This is a genomic window from Gluconacetobacter takamatsuzukensis, from assembly GCF_014174275.1.
GTDB lineage: Bacteria > Pseudomonadota > Alphaproteobacteria > Acetobacterales > Acetobacteraceae > Gluconacetobacter > Gluconacetobacter takamatsuzukensis.
In genome coordinates this window covers 35,413-52,875 of the sequence record NZ_JABEQK010000014.1, presented here as the reverse complement: position 1 = coordinate 52,875, position 17,463 = coordinate 35,413, and the positions used below count along the sequence as shown (strand labels likewise).

19 protein-coding genes are annotated in these 17,463 nt (G+C 67.3%); 9 read left to right on the top strand and 10 right to left on the bottom strand.

Annotation, left to right across the window (positions count from 1 at the left end; all coding sequences use genetic code 11):
- Positions 1–67: 67 nt before the first annotated feature.
- Complete coding sequence (locus tag HLH27_RS15130; protein ID WP_182950876.1) at positions 68–622, bottom strand: hypothetical protein; 555 nt, start codon at positions 620–622, stop codon at positions 68–70.
- A gap of 273 nt (positions 623–895) precedes the next feature.
- Between HLH27_RS15130 and ybaK the strand changes: the two genes are divergently transcribed.
- The 4 genes from ybaK to HLH27_RS15110 are packed head-to-tail and all read left to right on the top strand — an operon-like array spanning position 896 to position 3,357.
- Positions 896–1,399, top strand: a complete 504-nt coding sequence (gene ybaK, locus HLH27_RS15125) for a Cys-tRNA(Pro) deacylase (protein WP_182950875.1) — start codon at positions 896–898, stop codon at positions 1,397–1,399.
- A 15-nt stretch (positions 1,400–1,414) separates the two neighbouring features.
- Positions 1,415–2,053, top strand: coding sequence for a GNAT family N-acetyltransferase (locus HLH27_RS15120; protein WP_182950874.1), 639 nt, complete (start codon positions 1,415–1,417; stop codon positions 2,051–2,053).
- Positions 2,050–2,928, top strand: a complete 879-nt coding sequence (locus tag HLH27_RS15115) for a carbon-nitrogen hydrolase family protein (protein WP_182950873.1) — start codon at positions 2,050–2,052, stop codon at positions 2,926–2,928. Before HLH27_RS15120 ends, HLH27_RS15115 begins: the two co-directional genes overlap by 4 nt.
- 12 nt (positions 2,929–2,940) lie before the next feature.
- Positions 2,941–3,357: a ketosteroid isomerase-related protein gene (locus HLH27_RS15110; RefSeq protein ID WP_182950872.1), complete on the top strand. Its 417-nt coding sequence runs from the start codon at positions 2,941–2,943 to the stop codon at positions 3,355–3,357.
- A 30-nt stretch (positions 3,358–3,387) separates the two neighbouring features.
- Here HLH27_RS15110 and HLH27_RS15105 read toward each other — a convergent pair whose 3' ends face one another.
- Both HLH27_RS15105 and HLH27_RS15100 read right to left on the bottom strand, forming a co-directional pair.
- Positions 3,388–3,957: a TetR/AcrR family transcriptional regulator gene (locus HLH27_RS15105; RefSeq protein WP_182950871.1), complete on the bottom strand. Its 570-nt coding sequence runs from the start codon at positions 3,955–3,957 to the stop codon at positions 3,388–3,390.
- A 132-nt stretch (positions 3,958–4,089) separates the two neighbouring features.
- Positions 4,090–5,346 carry a DUF2075 domain-containing protein gene (locus HLH27_RS15100; RefSeq protein WP_182950870.1) on the bottom strand — a complete coding sequence of 419 codons (1,257 nt, stop codon included), beginning with the start codon at positions 5,344–5,346 and terminating at the stop codon, positions 4,090–4,092.
- 209 nt (positions 5,347–5,555) lie between these two features.
- On the opposite strand from HLH27_RS15100, the gene bioB reads away from it, so the two are divergent.
- The 5 genes from bioB (at position 5,556) to HLH27_RS15075 (ending at position 10,114) form a co-directional block, all read left to right on the top strand.
- Positions 5,556–6,566 carry a biotin synthase BioB gene (bioB, locus tag HLH27_RS15095; protein ID WP_182950869.1) on the top strand — a complete coding sequence of 337 codons (1,011 nt, stop codon included), beginning with the start codon at positions 5,556–5,558 and terminating at the stop codon, positions 6,564–6,566.
- Between the two features lie 94 nt (positions 6,567–6,660).
- Positions 6,661–7,296, top strand: coding sequence for a 7-carboxy-7-deazaguanine synthase (gene queE, locus HLH27_RS15090; RefSeq protein ID WP_182950868.1), 636 nt, complete (start codon positions 6,661–6,663; stop codon positions 7,294–7,296).
- A 1-nt stretch (position 7,297) separates the two neighbouring features.
- Entirely contained in the window at positions 7,298–8,035 is a 738-nt protein-coding gene (queC, locus tag HLH27_RS15085; protein ID WP_182950867.1) for a 7-cyano-7-deazaguanine synthase QueC, read from the top strand.
- The gene (locus HLH27_RS15080) at positions 8,028–8,555 is read left to right on the top strand and encodes a 6-pyruvoyl trahydropterin synthase family protein (RefSeq protein ID WP_182950866.1); all 528 of its coding nucleotides are present in this window, start codon (positions 8,028–8,030) and stop codon (positions 8,553–8,555) included. The genes queC and HLH27_RS15080 overlap by 8 nt, the downstream gene beginning before the upstream one ends.
- A 131-nt stretch (positions 8,556–8,686) precedes the next feature.
- Positions 8,687–10,114 carry a SulP family inorganic anion transporter gene (locus tag HLH27_RS15075; protein WP_182950865.1) on the top strand — a complete coding sequence of 476 codons (1,428 nt, stop codon included), beginning with the start codon at positions 8,687–8,689 and terminating at the stop codon, positions 10,112–10,114.
- 122 nt (positions 10,115–10,236) lie between these two features.
- On the opposite strand, the gene HLH27_RS15070 is transcribed toward HLH27_RS15075, so the two are convergent.
- From HLH27_RS15070 to coaE, 7 genes are all read right to left on the bottom strand, one after another.
- Positions 10,237–11,082, bottom strand: a complete 846-nt coding sequence (locus HLH27_RS15070; RefSeq protein ID WP_182950907.1) for a hypothetical protein — start codon at positions 11,080–11,082, stop codon at positions 10,237–10,239.
- Between the two features lie 11 nt (positions 11,083–11,093).
- Entirely contained in the window at positions 11,094–12,050 is a 957-nt protein-coding gene (locus HLH27_RS15065) for an MlaD family protein (RefSeq protein WP_182950864.1), read from the bottom strand.
- Positions 12,050–12,745, bottom strand: coding sequence for an ABC transporter ATP-binding protein (locus tag HLH27_RS15060; RefSeq protein WP_182950863.1), 696 nt, complete (start codon positions 12,743–12,745; stop codon positions 12,050–12,052). The genes HLH27_RS15065 and HLH27_RS15060 overlap by 1 nt, the downstream gene beginning before the upstream one ends.
- Before the next feature lie 3 nt (positions 12,746–12,748).
- A complete protein-coding gene (locus HLH27_RS15055) occupies positions 12,749–13,639 on the bottom strand; it encodes an MlaE family ABC transporter permease (protein WP_182950862.1) in 891 nt (296 codons plus the stop codon).
- A complete protein-coding gene (locus tag HLH27_RS15050) occupies positions 13,636–15,957 on the bottom strand; it encodes an adenylate/guanylate cyclase domain-containing protein (protein ID WP_182950861.1) in 2,322 nt (773 codons plus the stop codon). The genes HLH27_RS15055 and HLH27_RS15050 overlap by 4 nt, the downstream gene beginning before the upstream one ends.
- Before the next feature lie 201 nt (positions 15,958–16,158).
- Entirely contained in the window at positions 16,159–16,839 is a 681-nt protein-coding gene (dnaQ, locus tag HLH27_RS15045; protein ID WP_182950860.1) for a DNA polymerase III subunit epsilon, read from the bottom strand.
- Complete coding sequence (coaE, locus tag HLH27_RS15040; RefSeq protein WP_182950906.1) at positions 16,836–17,462, bottom strand: dephospho-CoA kinase; 627 nt, start codon at positions 17,460–17,462, stop codon at positions 16,836–16,838. Before coaE ends, dnaQ begins: the two co-directional genes overlap by 4 nt.
- Between the last annotated feature and the right edge of the window lies 1 nt (position 17,463).

Sequence of the window (17,463 nt, the reverse complement as noted above, 5' to 3'; positions counted from 1 at the left end):
CGGAACAGCCCGTCGCCATCGCGCCGAAAGAGAGAAAGGGAAACCGGTCGAGACTGTCTACCCGTCACTAGGCAGGCAACTGCACCTTCGCCAGACGAATACGCGATTCATCAAGCTCGCCCTTGCGGATCATGGTCTTCACTATTCCCACGGAGATGGCAGGCGACTTCAGCTTGGAACGCGGCCTCGTCTCGTTATCGTCCTCGACAAAGGCCCCGGTCGACGGATCGAGATAGCCAAAGGCGCAGAGATAGGGATTACGCATGTCGGCCATCACGGCGACGACATGATAGCGCGTCCTCCCGACCCAATCCTCGGAAACCGAAGCCAGATCCACTCCAGGGTAGTTGAACGTTATTCCAATGGAATGGAAATAATCGAAAATGCCGCCCATGAGCGCATCCATCAGTCGAATTTTCTTCGGACTGAATTCAAATCCGTAATAAAAATAATCCTGATAGATCGTTTTTTCTTTCGGGAGCGAATTTCTATTAACCAGCCCCATGATGCTTTGCATCGCGGACGGGGCAGGCTTTATCTTGAGCGGCCGATCACGGAAAATCATCGCCCCGCGCTGATTATAAAAAATCGGAAGAATAACGTGTCTAGGGTCATCGCTCATAGAATTGCCTCCAATGTTACAAAAATATCAGATTTGTCCCATCTCGGGCAATGGCCTGATTCCCAAGGATATCGTCGCTGACGGGCCTGTGACATGTAAAGAGGCCAACAAAGGGCAGCGCCTTCCATCGACACGCGGCCGCAACGACCCCTCCCTCTCCGCGCACCGGCACGCGAATCGCCTTCGTCGACCTGCCCGCCTCTCCCTTGACGCTCGGCCAGCAGCCTTATATTCACCATTCGATGATTTAACGCGCCCGAGGGGAGCGCCCGCATGCAGCAGGACAGGACGGCGGCCACTTCCTTCCTCACGGAACATGGCGTGCGATTCAGTGTCCATCGCTACGACTACGATCCCGCCGGCGCCCCGATCGGCATGCAGGCCGCTTCCGCCATCGGCCAGGATCCGTCCTGCGTCTTCAAGACCCTGATGGTCCGGGTCGACCGCGAACAGCCGGTGTGCCTGCTCGTTCCCGCCGCCAGCAAGGTCAACCTCAAGCAGGTCGCCGCCCTGTTCGGCGGCCGCAATGCCCGCATGATCCCGGCGAACGAAGCCGAGGACCTGACCGGTTTCCAGGTCGGCGGCATCAGCCCCTTCGGCCAGAAAACGCAGGTGCCGGTCGTGATCGACGACGCCGCATCCGGCAAGGATGCCATCTACATCAATGCCGGCGCGCGGGGCCTGGTCGTCCGGATCGCACCCGACGATGCACGCCGCGCGGCCAACGCCACCCTCGCCCCGATCTCCGCGCCGCAACCCGGCGCGGACACCCACTGAAAAGGAACCGCCCGCATGCGCGTGACGATCGAGACATTGACGGGCGAGCACATCGTTCCGGTGCTCCCGGACCTCGCCCGCCTGCGCATCGCGGTCTTCCGCGAATGGCCCTATCTGTATGACGGCGATGTGGCCTACGAGGAAAAATACCTCCAATTCTACGTCCGCAGCAAAGGCGCCGCCGTCATCGTCGCCCGCGACGGCGAGTCCGTCATCGGCGCCTCGACCTGCCTGCCGATGCGTGATGAACTGGACGCCATCCGCGCTCCCTTCGAAACACGCGGCCTGAATGCGGACGATTTCTTCTATTTCGGCGAATCCGTGCTGCTGGACGCCTATCGCGGCCAGGGCCTGGGCGTACGCTTCTTCGAAGAGCGCGAACGCCACGCGCTGGCGATAAGCAGCGCGAATTTCGCCACCTTCTGCTCGGTCCGCCGCCCCAACGACCACCCGGCCCGTCCGCCGGGCGCCACCACGCTGTATGATTTCTGGGCCAGGCGCGGCTTCCACCCCCTCCCCGGCGTGAGCTGCGAACTGGACTGGAAAGAACCCGGCCAGACCGAAGAAACACCCCACACGCTCGATTTCTTCATAAAATCGCTCCGGGGCGCGCCGATCCCCGCCAGCCTCCAGACGCAGGAACATGTCCTATGAACAAACCGATCCGACTGGGCGTGCTGGCCTGGCACGTCGCGCGCAACCACACGATCGAGGATTACGCCCGCCATCTCGACGCCCTGGTCGCCGAAGCGGCGCCGCACGCGGACCTGCTGCTGATGCCGGAATATTCCTGCATGGAGGTCGCTGCCGCGCTGACCGACCGGCCCGACCCGGCGGCGGAGCTCGAGGCCGTCTGCCGGCACAGCGACGCCATCCTGCACATCATGCGCGAGACGGCGAAGCGCCATCGGGTATGGCTGATGCCCGGCACCCTGCCCCGCCCCGAGGCGGCCGGCGTGCGCAACCGCGCGCCCCTGATCGCTCCGGACGGACAGGTCGCGTTCCAGGACAAGCACGTCATGACCCGGTTCGAGAACGAATCCTGGGGCGTGCGCGCGGGCAACCCGCCCGGCGTGTTCGAAACCCCGTGGGGCCTGATCGGCACCTCGGTCTGCTATGATTCGGAATTCCCGATGCTGGCGCGCGCCCAGATCGAGGCCGAGGCCTGGCTGATCCTGGTGCCCACCTGCACCGATTCCATGCACGGCTTCAACCGGGTGCGAATCTCGGCCCAGGCCCGCGCGCTGGAAAACCAGTGCTTCGTCGCGGTCTCCCCGACGGTGGGCGACGCACCCTGGCTGGCGACGCTGGACGAGAACCACGGCTGTGCCGGAATCTACGGCCCGGTCGATCGCGGCTTCCCCGCCGACGGCATCATGGCCGAAGGCACGCTGGACCAGGGCGGCTGGATCTTCACGACGCTCGACCCGGCCACGCTGGACGCGGTGCGCGAAAACGGCGCCGTACGCAATTGCCGCGACTGGCCGGTGACGGTCCCCGTCGCCCGCCGCATCCCCTTCGAGAGCTGAGAAAGAAACCCCATGTCCGCCGAGCAGACCCAAGCCCTGATCCGCGCCTATTACGACGCCTTCAACCGCGAGGACGTGGCCGCCGTCCTCGACCTGCTGACCGAAGATGTCGTCCATGACATCAACCAGGGCGGGCAGGAGATCGGCCGCCCGCAATTCGAAACCTTCCTAAAGCGCATGGAGGGCTTCTATCGCGAGGAATCGCAGGACCTCGTGATCATGACAACCCCCGACGGCACCCGCGCCGCCGCCGAATTCACCGTGCACGGCGCCTATCTCAAGACCGAACAGGGGCTGCCGCCGGCCACGGGCCAGACCTACAGGCTGCCGGTCGGCGCCTTCTTCGAAATCCGGGACGGCAAGATCGCGCGCGTCACCAGCTACTACAATCTTCCCCTGTGGACGAAGCAGATCAACGCCGCGTCCTGATCGCAAACGGCCTGACGGCGCTGCCCGCCGTCAGGCCGCGGCAAGCACCATCGGCAACACGTCGGACACCAGCCGGCGGGAGAGTTCCGCCTCGTCCCGTTTCGAAAGCCCCCGCCGGCGCATCATCAGCAACGGCAGCATGACGGCCCCCATCACCATCATCAGGGTCAGTTCGGGCGAGCCGTCATGGCGCAGCAGCCCGTCCGCACGGGCTTCCTGCAACAAAGGCAGCATCGCGTCCTGATACGGCTCCCAGATTTCACGCAGGATATATTCCTGCCGCTCGCCGGGCTGGCTCAGTTCGTCGGAGAGAAATTTCGACAGTTCGGGAATGTCGCAATTGGCGGTGATGAAGCGCGTCAGCCCTTCGCGCACCCGCTCCTCGGTCGAACCCGACCCGCCATGCAGTTCCTCGATCGACCGGCGCGCCGCCGCCAGACGCAGCGCGATCTCGTCCACCACCGCCTTCCACAGGGCGAATTTGGAGCCGAACTGATGCGAGATCAGCGCCGGATCGACCCCCGCCTCCTCGGCGATCTCCCGCAGCCCCGTTCCGTCATAGCCCTTCCGCGAGAAACCATGCAGGGCCGCGCCCAGCATGGCATCGCGCGCCGCGGGCGTTCCCTTCGCCGGGCGTCCCCTGCGGCGGCTGAGCGGAGTATGATGGACCGGCACAAGATCGTCCCTTTGCAATGGCGCGTTGCGACTCCTAGCACCCCCGGAGCACGCTTTCTATTCATCCCCCGATGAAAAACGGAGCATCGCCCGGGCCGGCACCGATTCGCGCCGGCGCCACAGCGTCATCAGCCGCGCGCGCAGCGCCGGGCGGCTGGCATAGAGATAGAGCCCCCGCATGGGCCGCGTCATCAGCACGCTGATCGCATTCAGCATGATCCGTTCGCGCGCCGAAGCCGGATCGGCAATCCCCGCCTTCCCGGCGAACGCCGCCCCATCCTCATACAGCGACGCATCGATGGTGATCCGGTCCGACGCCGCATCGTAATCGACACTGGGGCCGAGAATGACGCCGGCATAATTCAGGTCGAACCCCTGCACGGTATAGACCGACCCCACCTCGTCGATCGTGTCGGCCCGTTCCGCCCACGGCAGCCGCGCCTGCGGCAGCGCGCGGTCCCAACGCAGGTGAAACCTCCCCTCGGTGATGAAATGGTCATTCCCGTCAAGGATATAGGGATAATCGTAGGTCGCCAGCATCCGGCACAGCCCCACCTCGTCCTCATGCCGGCGGATCAAATCGTACATCGCCTGCGCATCGTCGAAGATCCGGAAATCGAATGGCTGACATGCCGGCAGCGGCAGAAGAACCCGCTCGCCGAACGCCTCGATCCAGCGCGGCACGTCTTCATGAGCCTGCATGCGAAACTGCGTCGTCAGCCGCTGAAAGACCACCGGCCGGTCCCCAAGCAGCCGGCGCAGCGCCGCCTCATCCCAGAAACTCTTGAATTTCAGCACCTGCCGGGGATCGAAGACCAGGACGACGACCCGGCTGGCCCGGATAATCTCTTCCAGCTGGTTGTCCTGCAGGAAGCGGTTATAGGCATCGCGGCGGCTCAACAACAGATGCGCCTCGTCGACAAATACGATATCCGCGCCCTGCCCGCTCTTGCGTGCCTGGTTGATGAAGCTGGTCGGCCGCTCATAATCCCGCTTGCGCAGGGCGGCGGAACCCTCCGCGATCCGGCGGTACAGCTTGATCATCTCGGGATGATTGACCAGGAACATCATGCTCCGGCCCGACAGGGCATCCCCGCTACCGCGTCCCGCCGCCTGCCGCAGCCGGGCGAAGGCGGCATTCATGACGATGCTCTTGCCCGTGCCGGCCGGCCCCTCCAGCACCAGCACGCCGCCACGCCCGCCCACATGCTGCCGGCAGAATGCCACGACCCGGCCCACCAGCCTTTCCTGCTCCTCCGTCAATGCATGATCGGGAGAGAGCTTGAGCGCGGCGCGATTGTCTGAAATGGGCATGGCGAGCGGGCAGTCCCTGCGTGAACCGTTCCTGTCTCCCTAGTGGAACCCCAATTATTCAACGGTCAACGATTTTTTACGACCGCACCCGGCCCACGCCCCTCCTTCGAGCGACCGAAACAAGCCCCGACGAGCCGACATGGGTGACATACCCCCCGCTTCTGTGGCACAGCGTGTCCCTTACCGCCGACAGTCCAGGAACCCGCCCGATGCCCGATGGTCTCATGCCGGCCGCATCGCCCGCTTTCGCCGATCCGTCCCTTCCGCCGGTGCGCACCGACTGGACGCGCGACGAAATCGCGGCGCTGATCGCCCTGCCCTTCCCCGAACTGCTGTTCCGGGCCCAGAGCGTGCATCGCGCCCGCTTCGACCCGACCGAGGTGCAGATCTCAACCCTGCTCTCGATCAAGACCGGCGGCTGCCCGGAAGATTGCGCCTATTGCCCGCAGAGCGCGATGCACGAGGATGGCGGCGTCAAGGCCAGCCGCCTGATGGCAGTGGAAGCGGTGCTGAAGGAAGCCCGCGCCGCGCGCGACGCCGGGGCGGCGCGCTTCTGCATGGGCGCCGCCTGGCGCTCGCCGAAGGATCATGACCTGGAGACGGTCTGCGCCATGGTCGAGGGCGTGAAGGCCCTGGGGCTGGAAAGCTGCGTCACCCTGGGCATGCTCGACGCCCGCCAGGCCCAGCGCCTGCGTGATGCCGGGCTCGACTATTACAACCATAATCTCGACACTTCGCCCGAGCATTACGGCAACATCATCTCCACCCGTACCTATCAGGACCGGCTGGACACGCTGTCGAATGTGCGCGACGCCGGGATCAATGTCTGCTGCGGCGGCATCGTCGGCATGGGCGAGGACGAAAGCGACCGCGCCGGCCTGATCGCCAGCCTGGCCAGCCTGCCGAAACATCCCGAAAGCGTGCCGATCAATCTGCTGGTGCGGGTCGCCGGCACCCCGCTGGCCGAAGCCGAAACCGTCGACCCGATCGATTTCGTGCGCGTCATCGCCGCCGCCCGCATCGCCATGCCCGCCAGCCGCGTGCGCCTGGCCGCGGGCCGCGAGGACATGACGGATGAGGCCCAGACCCTGTGCTTCCTGGCCGGCGCGAACTCGATCTTCTACGGCGAAAAGCTGCTGACCACCCCCAACCCCGAAGCCAGCCGCGACGCCCGCCTGCTGGCCCGCCTGGGCATGCACACCAGCCTCGTCCAGGCCTGAACGCCCCCCGCCGGCCGCCTCCAGGCGGCCGGCGGAAGCGGCTCCCGCGATTTAAGGCTTGCGTCCGGGCACGGCCTGTCCGAAATCACGCCGCATGGCCTATACGATCAAGGAGATGTTCGCGACCCTCCAGGGTGAGGGCGCGCATGCCGGCCGCGCCGCCGTGTTCTGCCGTTTCGCCGGATGCAATCTCTGGTCGGGGCGGGAGGCCGATCGCGCGGGCGCGACCTGCCGTTTCTGCGATACCGATTTCGTCGGCACCGACGGCGAGGGCGGCGGCCGCTTCGCCGACGCCGCCTCCCTGGCCGACGCCATCGCCGCCGCCTGGGCCGCCCCCGACCTTGACCATGCCTTCGTCGTCTTCACCGGTGGCGAGCCCCTGCTGCAACTCGACGCCCCCCTGATTGCGGCGGTGCACGCGCGCGGCTTCGAAATCGCCATCGAGACAAACGGCACCCTGCCGGCACCCGAGGGCATCGACTGGGTCTGCGTCAGCCCCAAGGCCGGCGCGCCGTTGGTCCAGCGTACGGGCCACGAGCTGAAACTGGTCTACCCCCAGCCCGACCTGCTGCCCGAACAGGTGGCCGGACTGGATTTCCGGCAATTCTGGCTCCAGCCGATGGACGGCCCCGACCAGGCCCGCAATACCGAACAGGCGGTCGCCTACTGCCGCACCCATCCGCGCTGGCGCCTGTCCCTGCAGACCCACAAGCTGATCGGGATTCCCTGAGATGGCCGCATCACTCACCCCCGCCGACCCGAAGCAGGAAAGCGCGATCGTGCTGTTCTCCGGCGGCCAGGATTCCGCGACCTGCCTGGCCTGGGCATTGTCGCGCTTCGGCCATGTCGAAACGCTGGGCTTCGCCTACGGCCAGCGCCATGCGGTGGAACTGGAATGCCGCGACACCCTGCGCGCGGGCATGGCGGCGCACGACCCCGCATGGGCGGCCCGCCTGGGCGCGGACCACACGCTGGCGCTCGACGCACTGGGCGCGGTGTCCGACACCGCGCTGACCCGCGACGCCGCGATCACGATGAACGAGAACGGCCTGCCCAGCACCTTCGTCCCCGGCCGCAACCTCATCTTCCTGACCTTCGCGGCGGCCCTCGCCGCCCGCCGCGGCGCCCGCCACATCATCGGCGGCATGTGCGAGACCGATTATTCCGGCTACCCCGACTGCCGCGACGACACGATCAAGGCCATGCAGGTGGCGCTGAACCTGGGCATGGCCAGCCGGCTGGTCCTGCATACGCCCCTGATGTGGATCGACAAGGCCGATACCTGGCGCCTGGCCGAAAGCCTGGGCGGCCCCGGGCTGGTCGCGCTGATCAACCGCGAGAGCCATAGCTGCTATCTGGGCACGCGCGATGTCATGCACCCGTGGGGCCATGGCTGCGGCACCTGCCCCGCCTGCGACCTGCGCCGCGCGGGGTGGGAGCGCTACATGGCGGGCCGCACCGATGCTTGACCTCGTCTTCACCCGCCGCTTCTCGATGGGCCACCGGCTGATCCACGGCGCCAGCGAAAGCTGCGCCCTGCCCCACGGCCACAACGAATTCGTCACCGTGCGCCTGCGCCCCACCACGCCCCGCCCGCTGGACGGCAGCGGCAACATGGTCGTCTCCTTCCAGCGCGCCAAGTCGCGTTGGCACCGCTTCGTGGACGAACGGCTGGACCATGCCCTGCAACTGGCCGAGGACGACCCGCTGCTCGGCTGGTTCCGCACGCACGAGCCGGCACGCGCCCGCCGCATCGTCGTCACTCCGGGCGACCCGACCACCGAGCTGATGGCCTGCCTGATGATGGCCAAGCTGAACGCGTTGCTCGACGACGATGGCGGCCTGCTGCGCTGCGCGGAAATCACGTTGCAGGAAACCCCGACCAACACGGTCCGCTACGAGGGCGATCCGCTGGACATGCTGCCCACCCCCCGTCCGGCGGCACGCTGCTGGTGGCTGCGCCCGGACGACAGCATCGCCGATGTCTGACAGGCCGCCTGCACAGCCACCCTGCCGGGCGGCTCCCGCGCACCAGCCCATTTTTCCGGTCAGGTTCTGAAGTGTCCTTATCCGTATCTGAATCACAGCTTTCCGGGTTCGCCCGCTACCGCGCCGAATGGATGGCCAATCCGGTGCGCGAGATCCTGGCCGGCATGGTCGGCACCTTCGCGCTGATCCCCGAGGTCATCGCCTTCTCCTTCGCCGCCGGGGTGGACCCGGAGGTCGGGCTCTACGCCTCGTTCGTCATCAGCGTCGTCATCGCCATCACCGGCGGCCGTCCGGCGATGATCTCCGGCGCCGCCGGGTCGGTCGCGCTGGTGGCGGCGGCGCTGGTGCGCACGCATGGCGTGCAGTATCTTCTGGCCGCCACGCTGCTGGCCGGCCTGTTGCAGATGCTGGCGGGTGCGGCGCGGCTGCACCTGCTCATGCGCTACGTCTCGCGTCCCGTCCGCACCGGCTTCGTCAACGCACTGGCCATCCTGATCTTCTCGGCACAACTGCCGCACATGCTGCATGTGACATGGCACACCTACGCCATGATCGCCCTGGGGCTGGCCATCATCTACGGCGTGCCACGCCTGTTCACCGCCATTCCCTCGCCCCTGGTCTGCATCCTGGCCCTCACGGCCGTCGCCACGATCTGGCCCATGCCGGTCCATACGGTGGCCGATCTGGGCCGCCTGCCCGACAGCCTGCCGCATCTGGTCTGGCCGCAGGTACCGCTGTCCCTGTCCACGCTGGAAACCATCCTGCCCTTCGCCGCTGCCATGGCGATGGTCGGCCTGCTGGAATCCATGATGACCGCCAGCGTGGTCGACGACATGACCGAAACCCACAGCAGCAAGCGCACCGAATGCGTCGGCCTCGGGCTGGCCAATGTCGCCGTCGGCCTGTTCGGCGGCATCGCCGGCTGCGGCATGATCGGCCAGACGGTGGGCAACCTGCGCTATGGCGGGCGCGGGCGGCTGTCGACCTTTGTCGCCGGCGCCTTCCTGCTGCTGCTGATGGTGACGCTCCGGCCTTGGGTGGCCCGGGTACCGGTCGCCGCCCTGGTGGCGATCATGATCATGGTCTCGGCCAGTACCTTCTCCTGGTCCTCGCTGCGCGACCTGCGCACCCACCCGCGCGGGGCCAGCCTGGTCATGCTGGCGACCGTGGCCGTGGTGGTGGCCACCCACAATCTGGCGGCGGGCGTGCTGGTGGGCGTGCTGCTCAGCGGCCTGTTCTTCGCCGCCAACGTCTCGCGCCTAGTCACGGTCCAGGCCGATTACGACGCCGCCAGCGACACCCGAACTTACAGCGTGACGGGGCAGATCTTCTTCGCCTCGGCCGATCTCTTCGCCGAGGGCTTCGACACGCGCGACACCGCCCGCCACATCCGCATCGACCTGCGCCACGCCCATTTCTGGGACATCACGGCCGTCGGCACCCTGCGCGATATCGTGGCGCGCATGGAAAGCCACGGCCTGACCGTCGAACTCCAGGGCCTGAACACCGCCAGCGCCACCCTGATCGACCGCCACTCGGATCTCAGAACCGGGCTGTAAATGCGGGCCGCCAGCGATCCGACGCGCGTCCGCTGCGCTCCGGTGCTCACGGCCATATAGGCTGCTCCGCGCCGAGGCTCACGTACACACGACGGCCGTGCCGCTTCGCGGCGCCCTACGCCTCAGACGGGCGGGGTCGGCTCCTTGAACGGGTCAGGCGCCCCGACCGCCGCCGGCGCACTGGCCGATTGCGCGTGCAGGCTCTGCGTGGCCTGAAGCGACAAAGCCGCCGCCCCACCTGCATCCCCCGCCTGCCCCGCCGCACGGGCGGCCAGCGTCAGCGCCCGTGCCATGCCGCGATAATCCACAAGCTGCCGCCGCAGATCGGCAGCCGCCACGGCCAGGTCCCGCGCCGCCGCCGGCTCCTGCGCCAGCCTCATCCGGGCCTGCAATTCATCCTCATCCGCCTGCCATTTCGCGGCCACGGGGCGCGGATGCGCCAGATGCGCCACGGCCTGCGCCAGCGTCGCCCGGTCCCCCCGGCTATCCGCGATCAACCCCGTCAGCAGGCTGGCCTGCTCGGCAATCGCGGGATCGGCACTCGCCATCGCCCCAGCGGCCAGCGGCCCGGCCTCTTCATCCCGCGACAGGCGATGCAGGGCCGCAGCCTGCGTCAGGTCCAGCCCGGCATCGGCGCCCGCATGCCCCCGCACCGCCAACGCGGCCCGCGTGGCCGCGATGGTCGAGAGCGCGTCGGCCGGCCGATCCTGCGCCAGTTGCACCACAGCCAGATTATACCCCGCATCGCCGATCGCCGGCGCATCGTCGCGCGCCAGCGCACGCGTGCCGGCCAGCCGATACTGCGCTTCCGCAACCGTCAGCCGCTCCAGCCCCGCCGATTGATGCCCCGCATCCATCGCCTGATCCAGGACGGCATCGCTGGTCGGCGCCGCCTTGCCGCCCCCGCACCCGGCCAACACCGGCGCGGCCAGTGCCAGCAGCAGCGCGGCCCGCCCGCCTCTGCGCATCACGCCCCCCCTCACGGTTCGATCCTCCCGGCCGGCAACCGATGAGACGCGGGCGCCTTCGCTCCGCCACCACCCAGCAGCCACAGGCCGCGCAACTGGTCGGTCAGCTTCTGCAGGCTGGCGGCGGTAGTCTGCGCCTGCGTCAGCAGCACCGGCAGCTCGGCCGACGTCTCCTGCAGGTTGCGGGTAATCGCCGGCATGCTCGGGGTGGCCTTCCGCAGGTCGGCAGACATGGCGCGCACATTGGCCATGCTGGCATCAGCCTTGGCCATGACCGCCGACAATTGCCGTTCGACCGGCGTCAGATGCGCCACCGCGTCATTCAGCGACGCAACCAGCGTCTCGGCCTGCCGAACCAGCTTGTCGTCGGTCAGCAACTGCCCGGCAGTGCCCTTGCCTGCATGCAGGTCGGTAATCGTGGAATCCAGCATCGACATCATGTGCTGCGCGCTATCCAGCACCGGCAGCACGCGCGCACGAATGTCGGCGAAGGTCTGGGTAATCATGTCCGCCGGATTGGGCGCGGGGTGCGCAGTCAGCACCGCGTAATGCCAGTCCATCACCTGCCCGGTGCCACGGGTGATGTCGATATAGTTCGCCCCGGCCACCACGAACCGCTTGCGGATGGTGGCGGTGCTGTCGCGGCGGATGAAGGGCTCGATATCCGGGTCGATATCCGCGATCGCATACATGCCACCCGTCGGATTGATGCGAATGCGCCGGATGGTGCCGGCACGAATGCCCACCACCTCCACATCGTCGCCCGGCGACAGGCCGCTGACGCCGCCATCGGGCAGCACGATCTGCAACCGGCCGGCCGGGGTCAGCCAGTTATGCACGATGCCCGCCTCGATCACGGCGGCCGAACAGATCAGCAGCGCCAGCAGCACCAGCAGCCCGACCCATTCGTCGGCATACCGCACGCGCACCAGTTGCCGTGTCAGGCCCTTCACTTGATCCTTGGCCATCAGACCCCCCGCACCGGGAAAAGACCTTCATCGAGAAGGCGCAGATGAACATTCACCGCCGACCGGTAGTCGGTCCAGCTCGCGGCATGCCGCGCGAACCACATCACGGCGGCACCCCGGTCGCGGGCCGCCGTGATCGCCTCCAGAAACGCGACCGTCGCATCCGGCGGCAGCATGTCGGAAATATCTTCCAGCACCAGCAGGTCGGGCCGGCCTAGAAAGGCCCGCACACAGGCCGCCCGCGCCAGGTCGGACGCCGACAGGCGCCCCGGGCTGGTCAGGGGCAGGCCGGGGAAGCCGAACGCCAGCCCCAGTTTCATCGCCTCACCCACCACGTCGTCGGTCGGGCGCGTCGTATGATGCAGTTGCTGGAGAATGATGTTCTGGTGGGTGCCGAACAGGTCCAGCCACGATTCGCGCCGGGTGATCCGCCCGATCCGCCCGCGCAGGGCATAGAACTGGCGGTCTCCCAGTTCGGTCCAGTCCAGCCCCATGAAGCGCACGCTCCCCGACGCCAGGGCAATCATGCCGCAGCACAGGTCGGCAAAAAGCGTGGCCCGCGCGTAGTCCCGGCACTCCACCACCGCGCAATCCCCCGGCATCAACCGCAGGTCGACGGGCACCGGCGCCATGCCGCTTTCGTCGAACGAAGGCTGCGCCGCGCGAAGGTCCAGGATCGGCCCGTCATGCGCCATGGTTCAGCCCCCCAGGGTGAACAGGATGTTGACGACCATCACCGTCATGATGCCCCGCGCGAAGCCGCGCGGCATCAGGGTCGCTATCGTGTCGTCCGCATCCACCAGCAATCCGGTCATGCAGGCCCCCAGTCCGACAAAGAACCCGACCAGGATGAATTTCAGCGGAATGACCAGGAAATCCCACGACGACATCGCCCCCAGCACATTGGCAAAGAACGTCCACACCGACGTCGTGATCACGCCCGAGGCATGGGTGATGATAAAACCCATCAGCAGCGCGTTGGTGGCAAACAGGATGCCCAGGGTAAAGCCGCCGACCATGAACGCGCAGGTCCGCGGCAGCACCAGCAGCAGGAACGGGTCCATGCCCTGCGCCTGCAACGCACGGATCTGCCCGCCCAGCGTCAGGATCCCGATTTCCGTCAGCACCAGCATGCCGCTGCGCCCCAGCAGGATGATCCCGACCAGCACCGGCGAAATCTCGCGCACCAGCACCGATACCAGGATCGATCCCGTCATCTGCGCCATGCCGGCGAATCCCAGCCAGTACACCGCCTGCGACACCACCATCAGTCCCGCCAGCGTCGCGGTGACGATCGTGCTGAGAAACCCGCCACCCACGACCTGGCGCAGGCACTGGCGGAACTCCTCGCGCACCGTCCGCCGCCACGAATTGGGGCGCATGCTCTCGCGCACCACGCCCCAGGCCGCACCGATCAGCACCAGCATGAACCGGACCTGATGCCGCGTCAGGCGCCCGACCCGCGCCAGTCCCGGGCGGATGCGCGCCAGTATCGGCATCAGCCGGCCCCGCAGCCCGCCCGGCCGAACACCCGGCTGGCTCCCCTCCGGCGTGTCGGACGGCGTCGGCGCGACCGCTCCCCCCGTCATCGCCGCCCCGCCAGCACATAGGTGCGCGTCATGCCGGCATGCGGCACGAAGAAGCGCCCCCGCTCACGGAACAGGAACCGCCCGCGCAGGATCTGGTACACCTCTTCCGACACCTGGATGGTGCCGACATCCGGCGCGCCCTGCGCCATCATCTCGGCCATGCCGATGGCATCGCCCCACAGGTTGAAGACCTTCGGGTCATCGCCCAGCAACCCGCCGAAAACCGGGCCGACATCGATCCCCATCCGGAAGACCGGATCCAGGTCCGCGCGCGACAGAAGCGACAGCGACGCCTCGCGCATCACCAGGGCCGCATTCGCCATCCGTTCGGCAGCCTCGGGGTCGGGCGTGTGCGAACAGCCCGCGACGCAGACCAGCCGGTGGCCCAGCATCTTGATCGAATACAGCCCATATTGCCGCGCCACGGTCTGAAGCTGCACCGCCAGCGCCTCGACCAGCGCGATGATCCGCGCCGGATCGTCGCGCGACGAGGTGATGATGTCGGCAAAGGTAATGACCATGACGGCCACGGCGGGGAACAGCCCTTCCACCACGCCCCCCTGCCCGTCGGGCTGGGTGCTGCCGGGCGGGATCAGGAAACCGTCGCCGAAGGCATGCTCGGCCTCCTCGGCGGGCGGCGGGGCCAGTTCCCCGGCCGCCGCCGCCACGGCGCTGTAATGCTGGGCGGAAAAACGGGCCGACACGATGCCCGCGATCATGGCGACGAAGTGCGACACCAGCCCGGCACGCGACGCATCCTCCAGCGTAATCATGCCGATCGGCCCCGACGCCCCCATGATGGGCGCCAGGAAGAGGCTGCTGCTGCCGAAGGTCCGCATGAACAGCCGGTGGAAACTGACCGTCCGCTCGTCCGCCCCGGCATCGGGCACCGTGATCGCATCGCCATGCGCCACCAGGTCGAAGAAAGCCTGAAGATCGGTGCGCGACAGTTCGAAACCGCCCGAATGGGCATCATGGCGCGAATCGTAGGAATCCACGCACAGCAGCGTGGCGCCGTCATGCATCAGGCGCCAGACCGAGGCCCGCCGTGCCAGGGCCATCTCCGCCAGGCTGCGCGTCAGGATCAGCGCCTCGTCGGTCGGGTCGAACAGCGCCGGGTAGCTCGCCACCGCGCGCAGCGTCTGGCTTTCCCGCCCCGAAACCGCGCGCAGGCCCGCCAGTTCCGCCGACACATGCTCGGTCCGCCGCCCCTGGCGGAACAGCAACGCCCCCAGCAGCCCGGCAAGGGCGACGATCAACAGCGAGAACAGCAGGTTCTGCCGGCCGTCCACCATCGCGAAATTGGCAAAGTCGCTTTCCGGCGCAACCAGGATCAGCACCCATTTCTTCGCCGTCGACGGCATGGGCGCCGCCATCGTGACGAAATTGCGCTTGCTGCTGCGGACCGTATGCGGGCCATACCCCTGCACGCGATAGACATCGAACGCCTGCGCCAGCGCCGGATAGGTCCGCGGGTCCAGAACCATCTTCGCGGGGTCCCAATTGGCCTGCTTCGCCACGTCCAGCATATGCCGTCCGGCCAGCAGATGCCCGTCCTGGTCAAGGATCAGCGCATGCCCGCTCTTGCCGATCTGGAGCGAGTCCAGAAAATTCGTCAGCTCGTTCATCGACAGATTGACGGCGAAGACAAACCGGCGGCCATCCTGGCCCTGATAGACGATCGAGGCCGTAATGATCATCTGGCCCGTCTGGGTAATCAGGTAAGGCGCCGACCAGTACAGCTTCCCGGACTCCACCGTGCCCCTGAACCAGTCGCGCGTGCGCGGGTCGTAATTGCCGGTCGGATTGCTCTCCGTGCGCAGCACGGCGCCCTTCTCGTCATGGAACTGATGGACGAATTGCGCCCCCGCGCCCTCGCCCGTCAGTTGCGTCATCTCCAGCCCCTTGCCCTTGGGGTCGCGCTCGATCAGGTCGAAATGCCCGTCGGAATCGGCCAGGTAGAAGGAATGAACCTGCGGCACATGCCGGAGCATGCTGCCGCCATAGGAATTGAAGATCTTGATGATCGCGGTCTGCGACCCATGTTCCAGCATGTCGCGTGCGATCACGGTCCCCGCCGTGGCCGGGCCCAGATAATCGCCGACTTCCTGCGCGATGTAATTCTGCTCGCTGACCAGCAGGTCGTGGGTCAGCGCCAGCGCTCCCGACCGGATCGAGCGATAGGAATGCAGGCCGATCCCCGCGATGATGGCGACCACCAGCACGACCCCGAAGATCGGAACGCCGACATGCAGCAGAAAACGCCTGACCTGGTCCGAATGGTCATCGGCGGGGTCCACGATCTCATCAGCGTTCAATGATCTCTTCCCGATCTGTTGGCCCGGAGCGCACGACGCCTGCCCCGCGAGGATAGGGTATCGTCAACGCAAAAACCAACCCGCAGGATGCGTACCAGCCACCCGCCGCCGGGAAGAGCCCGTCCGGCGAGGCGCCACAGGCGGCGATCCGGCCCGCGTTTCCCGCCCCGGCGTGCGCCGCCCCTCAGATCCGGTCCGGCCCTATGACAGCCAGATCGGCTCCTTCACCTTCTCCAGAAACTTGCCGTGCGCCGCCAGTTCCTCGGCCGACGGCACGATCGGCCGGGCAATGCGACCCGTCACGCGCTCGTAGCTGTGCGCCGTCGGGCCGCCGCCACCATCCTCGATCATCAGGCCCAGCCCGCGCTGGCGCCCGCCCATCAGCTCCAGATAGACCTCGGCCAGCAGGCGACAATCCAGCAGCGCGTTGTGGGTGGTGCGGGCCGACAGATCGATGGAAAAGCGCCGGCACAGCGCATCCAGGCTGTTGGGCAGGCCGGGATAGCGTTCGCGGGCGATATCCAGCGTATCGACCATCCGGTCCAGCGACAGCACCGGCCGGCCGGCACGCTCCAGCTCCGCGTTCAGAAAGCCGAAATCGAAGCGCGCATTATGGGCGATCATCTCATCCGGCCCGATAAAGGCCAGGAATGCGTCGGCGATTTCATGAAACCGGGGCTTGCCCTCCAGGTCCGCCAGCGTAAAGCCGTGGACCTTCGTCGCCTCCTCCGGGATGTCCCGCTCCGGATGGATCAGCACCCGAAAATGCTCTCCGGTCGGCAGATCGTCGATCAGTTCCAGGGCGGCGATCTCGATCACCCGGTCCCCTTTCCTGGGGTCCAGCCCAGTCGTCTCGGTATCGAACAGGATCGATCGCTTCATGGTCTTCCCTCTTCCGCGCGGATCCGCGATCCAGCTTCCGCACGCATCCGCGCGACCAGCCGCCGCACCCGGCGAACGGTATCATTCCGCGACAGGCCGGTGCAGATCACATCGTCCGCCCGGCGCCGCTTCTCGCGATCGGGCATCTGGCGCGCGATCACCGCCGCCACTTCCCCCGGCGCCATGCCCCGCCGCCGCGCCACCCGATAGGCCTGCACCTCCGGCGGCGCCGACACCACGGCAACCCGGTCGCACAAGCGGTCGCCCCCCGTCTCGAACAGCAGCGGCACATCCAGCACGGCCCATGAATGCCCCGCCCGCCGCGCCCGCGCCAGAAAACGGTCGCGCTCCTGGCGCACCATGGGGTGGATGATGCGCTCCAGCCCCTTCATCACCGCCCGGTCGGCAACGGCCGCGCGACGCAGCACCGCGCGATCCAGCACCCCACCCTGCACCGCTCCCGGCACCAGTCGCCCGATCGCCGGCAGCGCCCTGCCGCCGGGCGCCTGGAGCGCATGCACCGCCGCATCGGCATCGAACACCGGAAAGCCCGCCCGCCGCAGCATTCGCGCCACTGTCGACTTGCCCATCCCGATCCCACCGGTCAGGCCCAGGATCCTCATC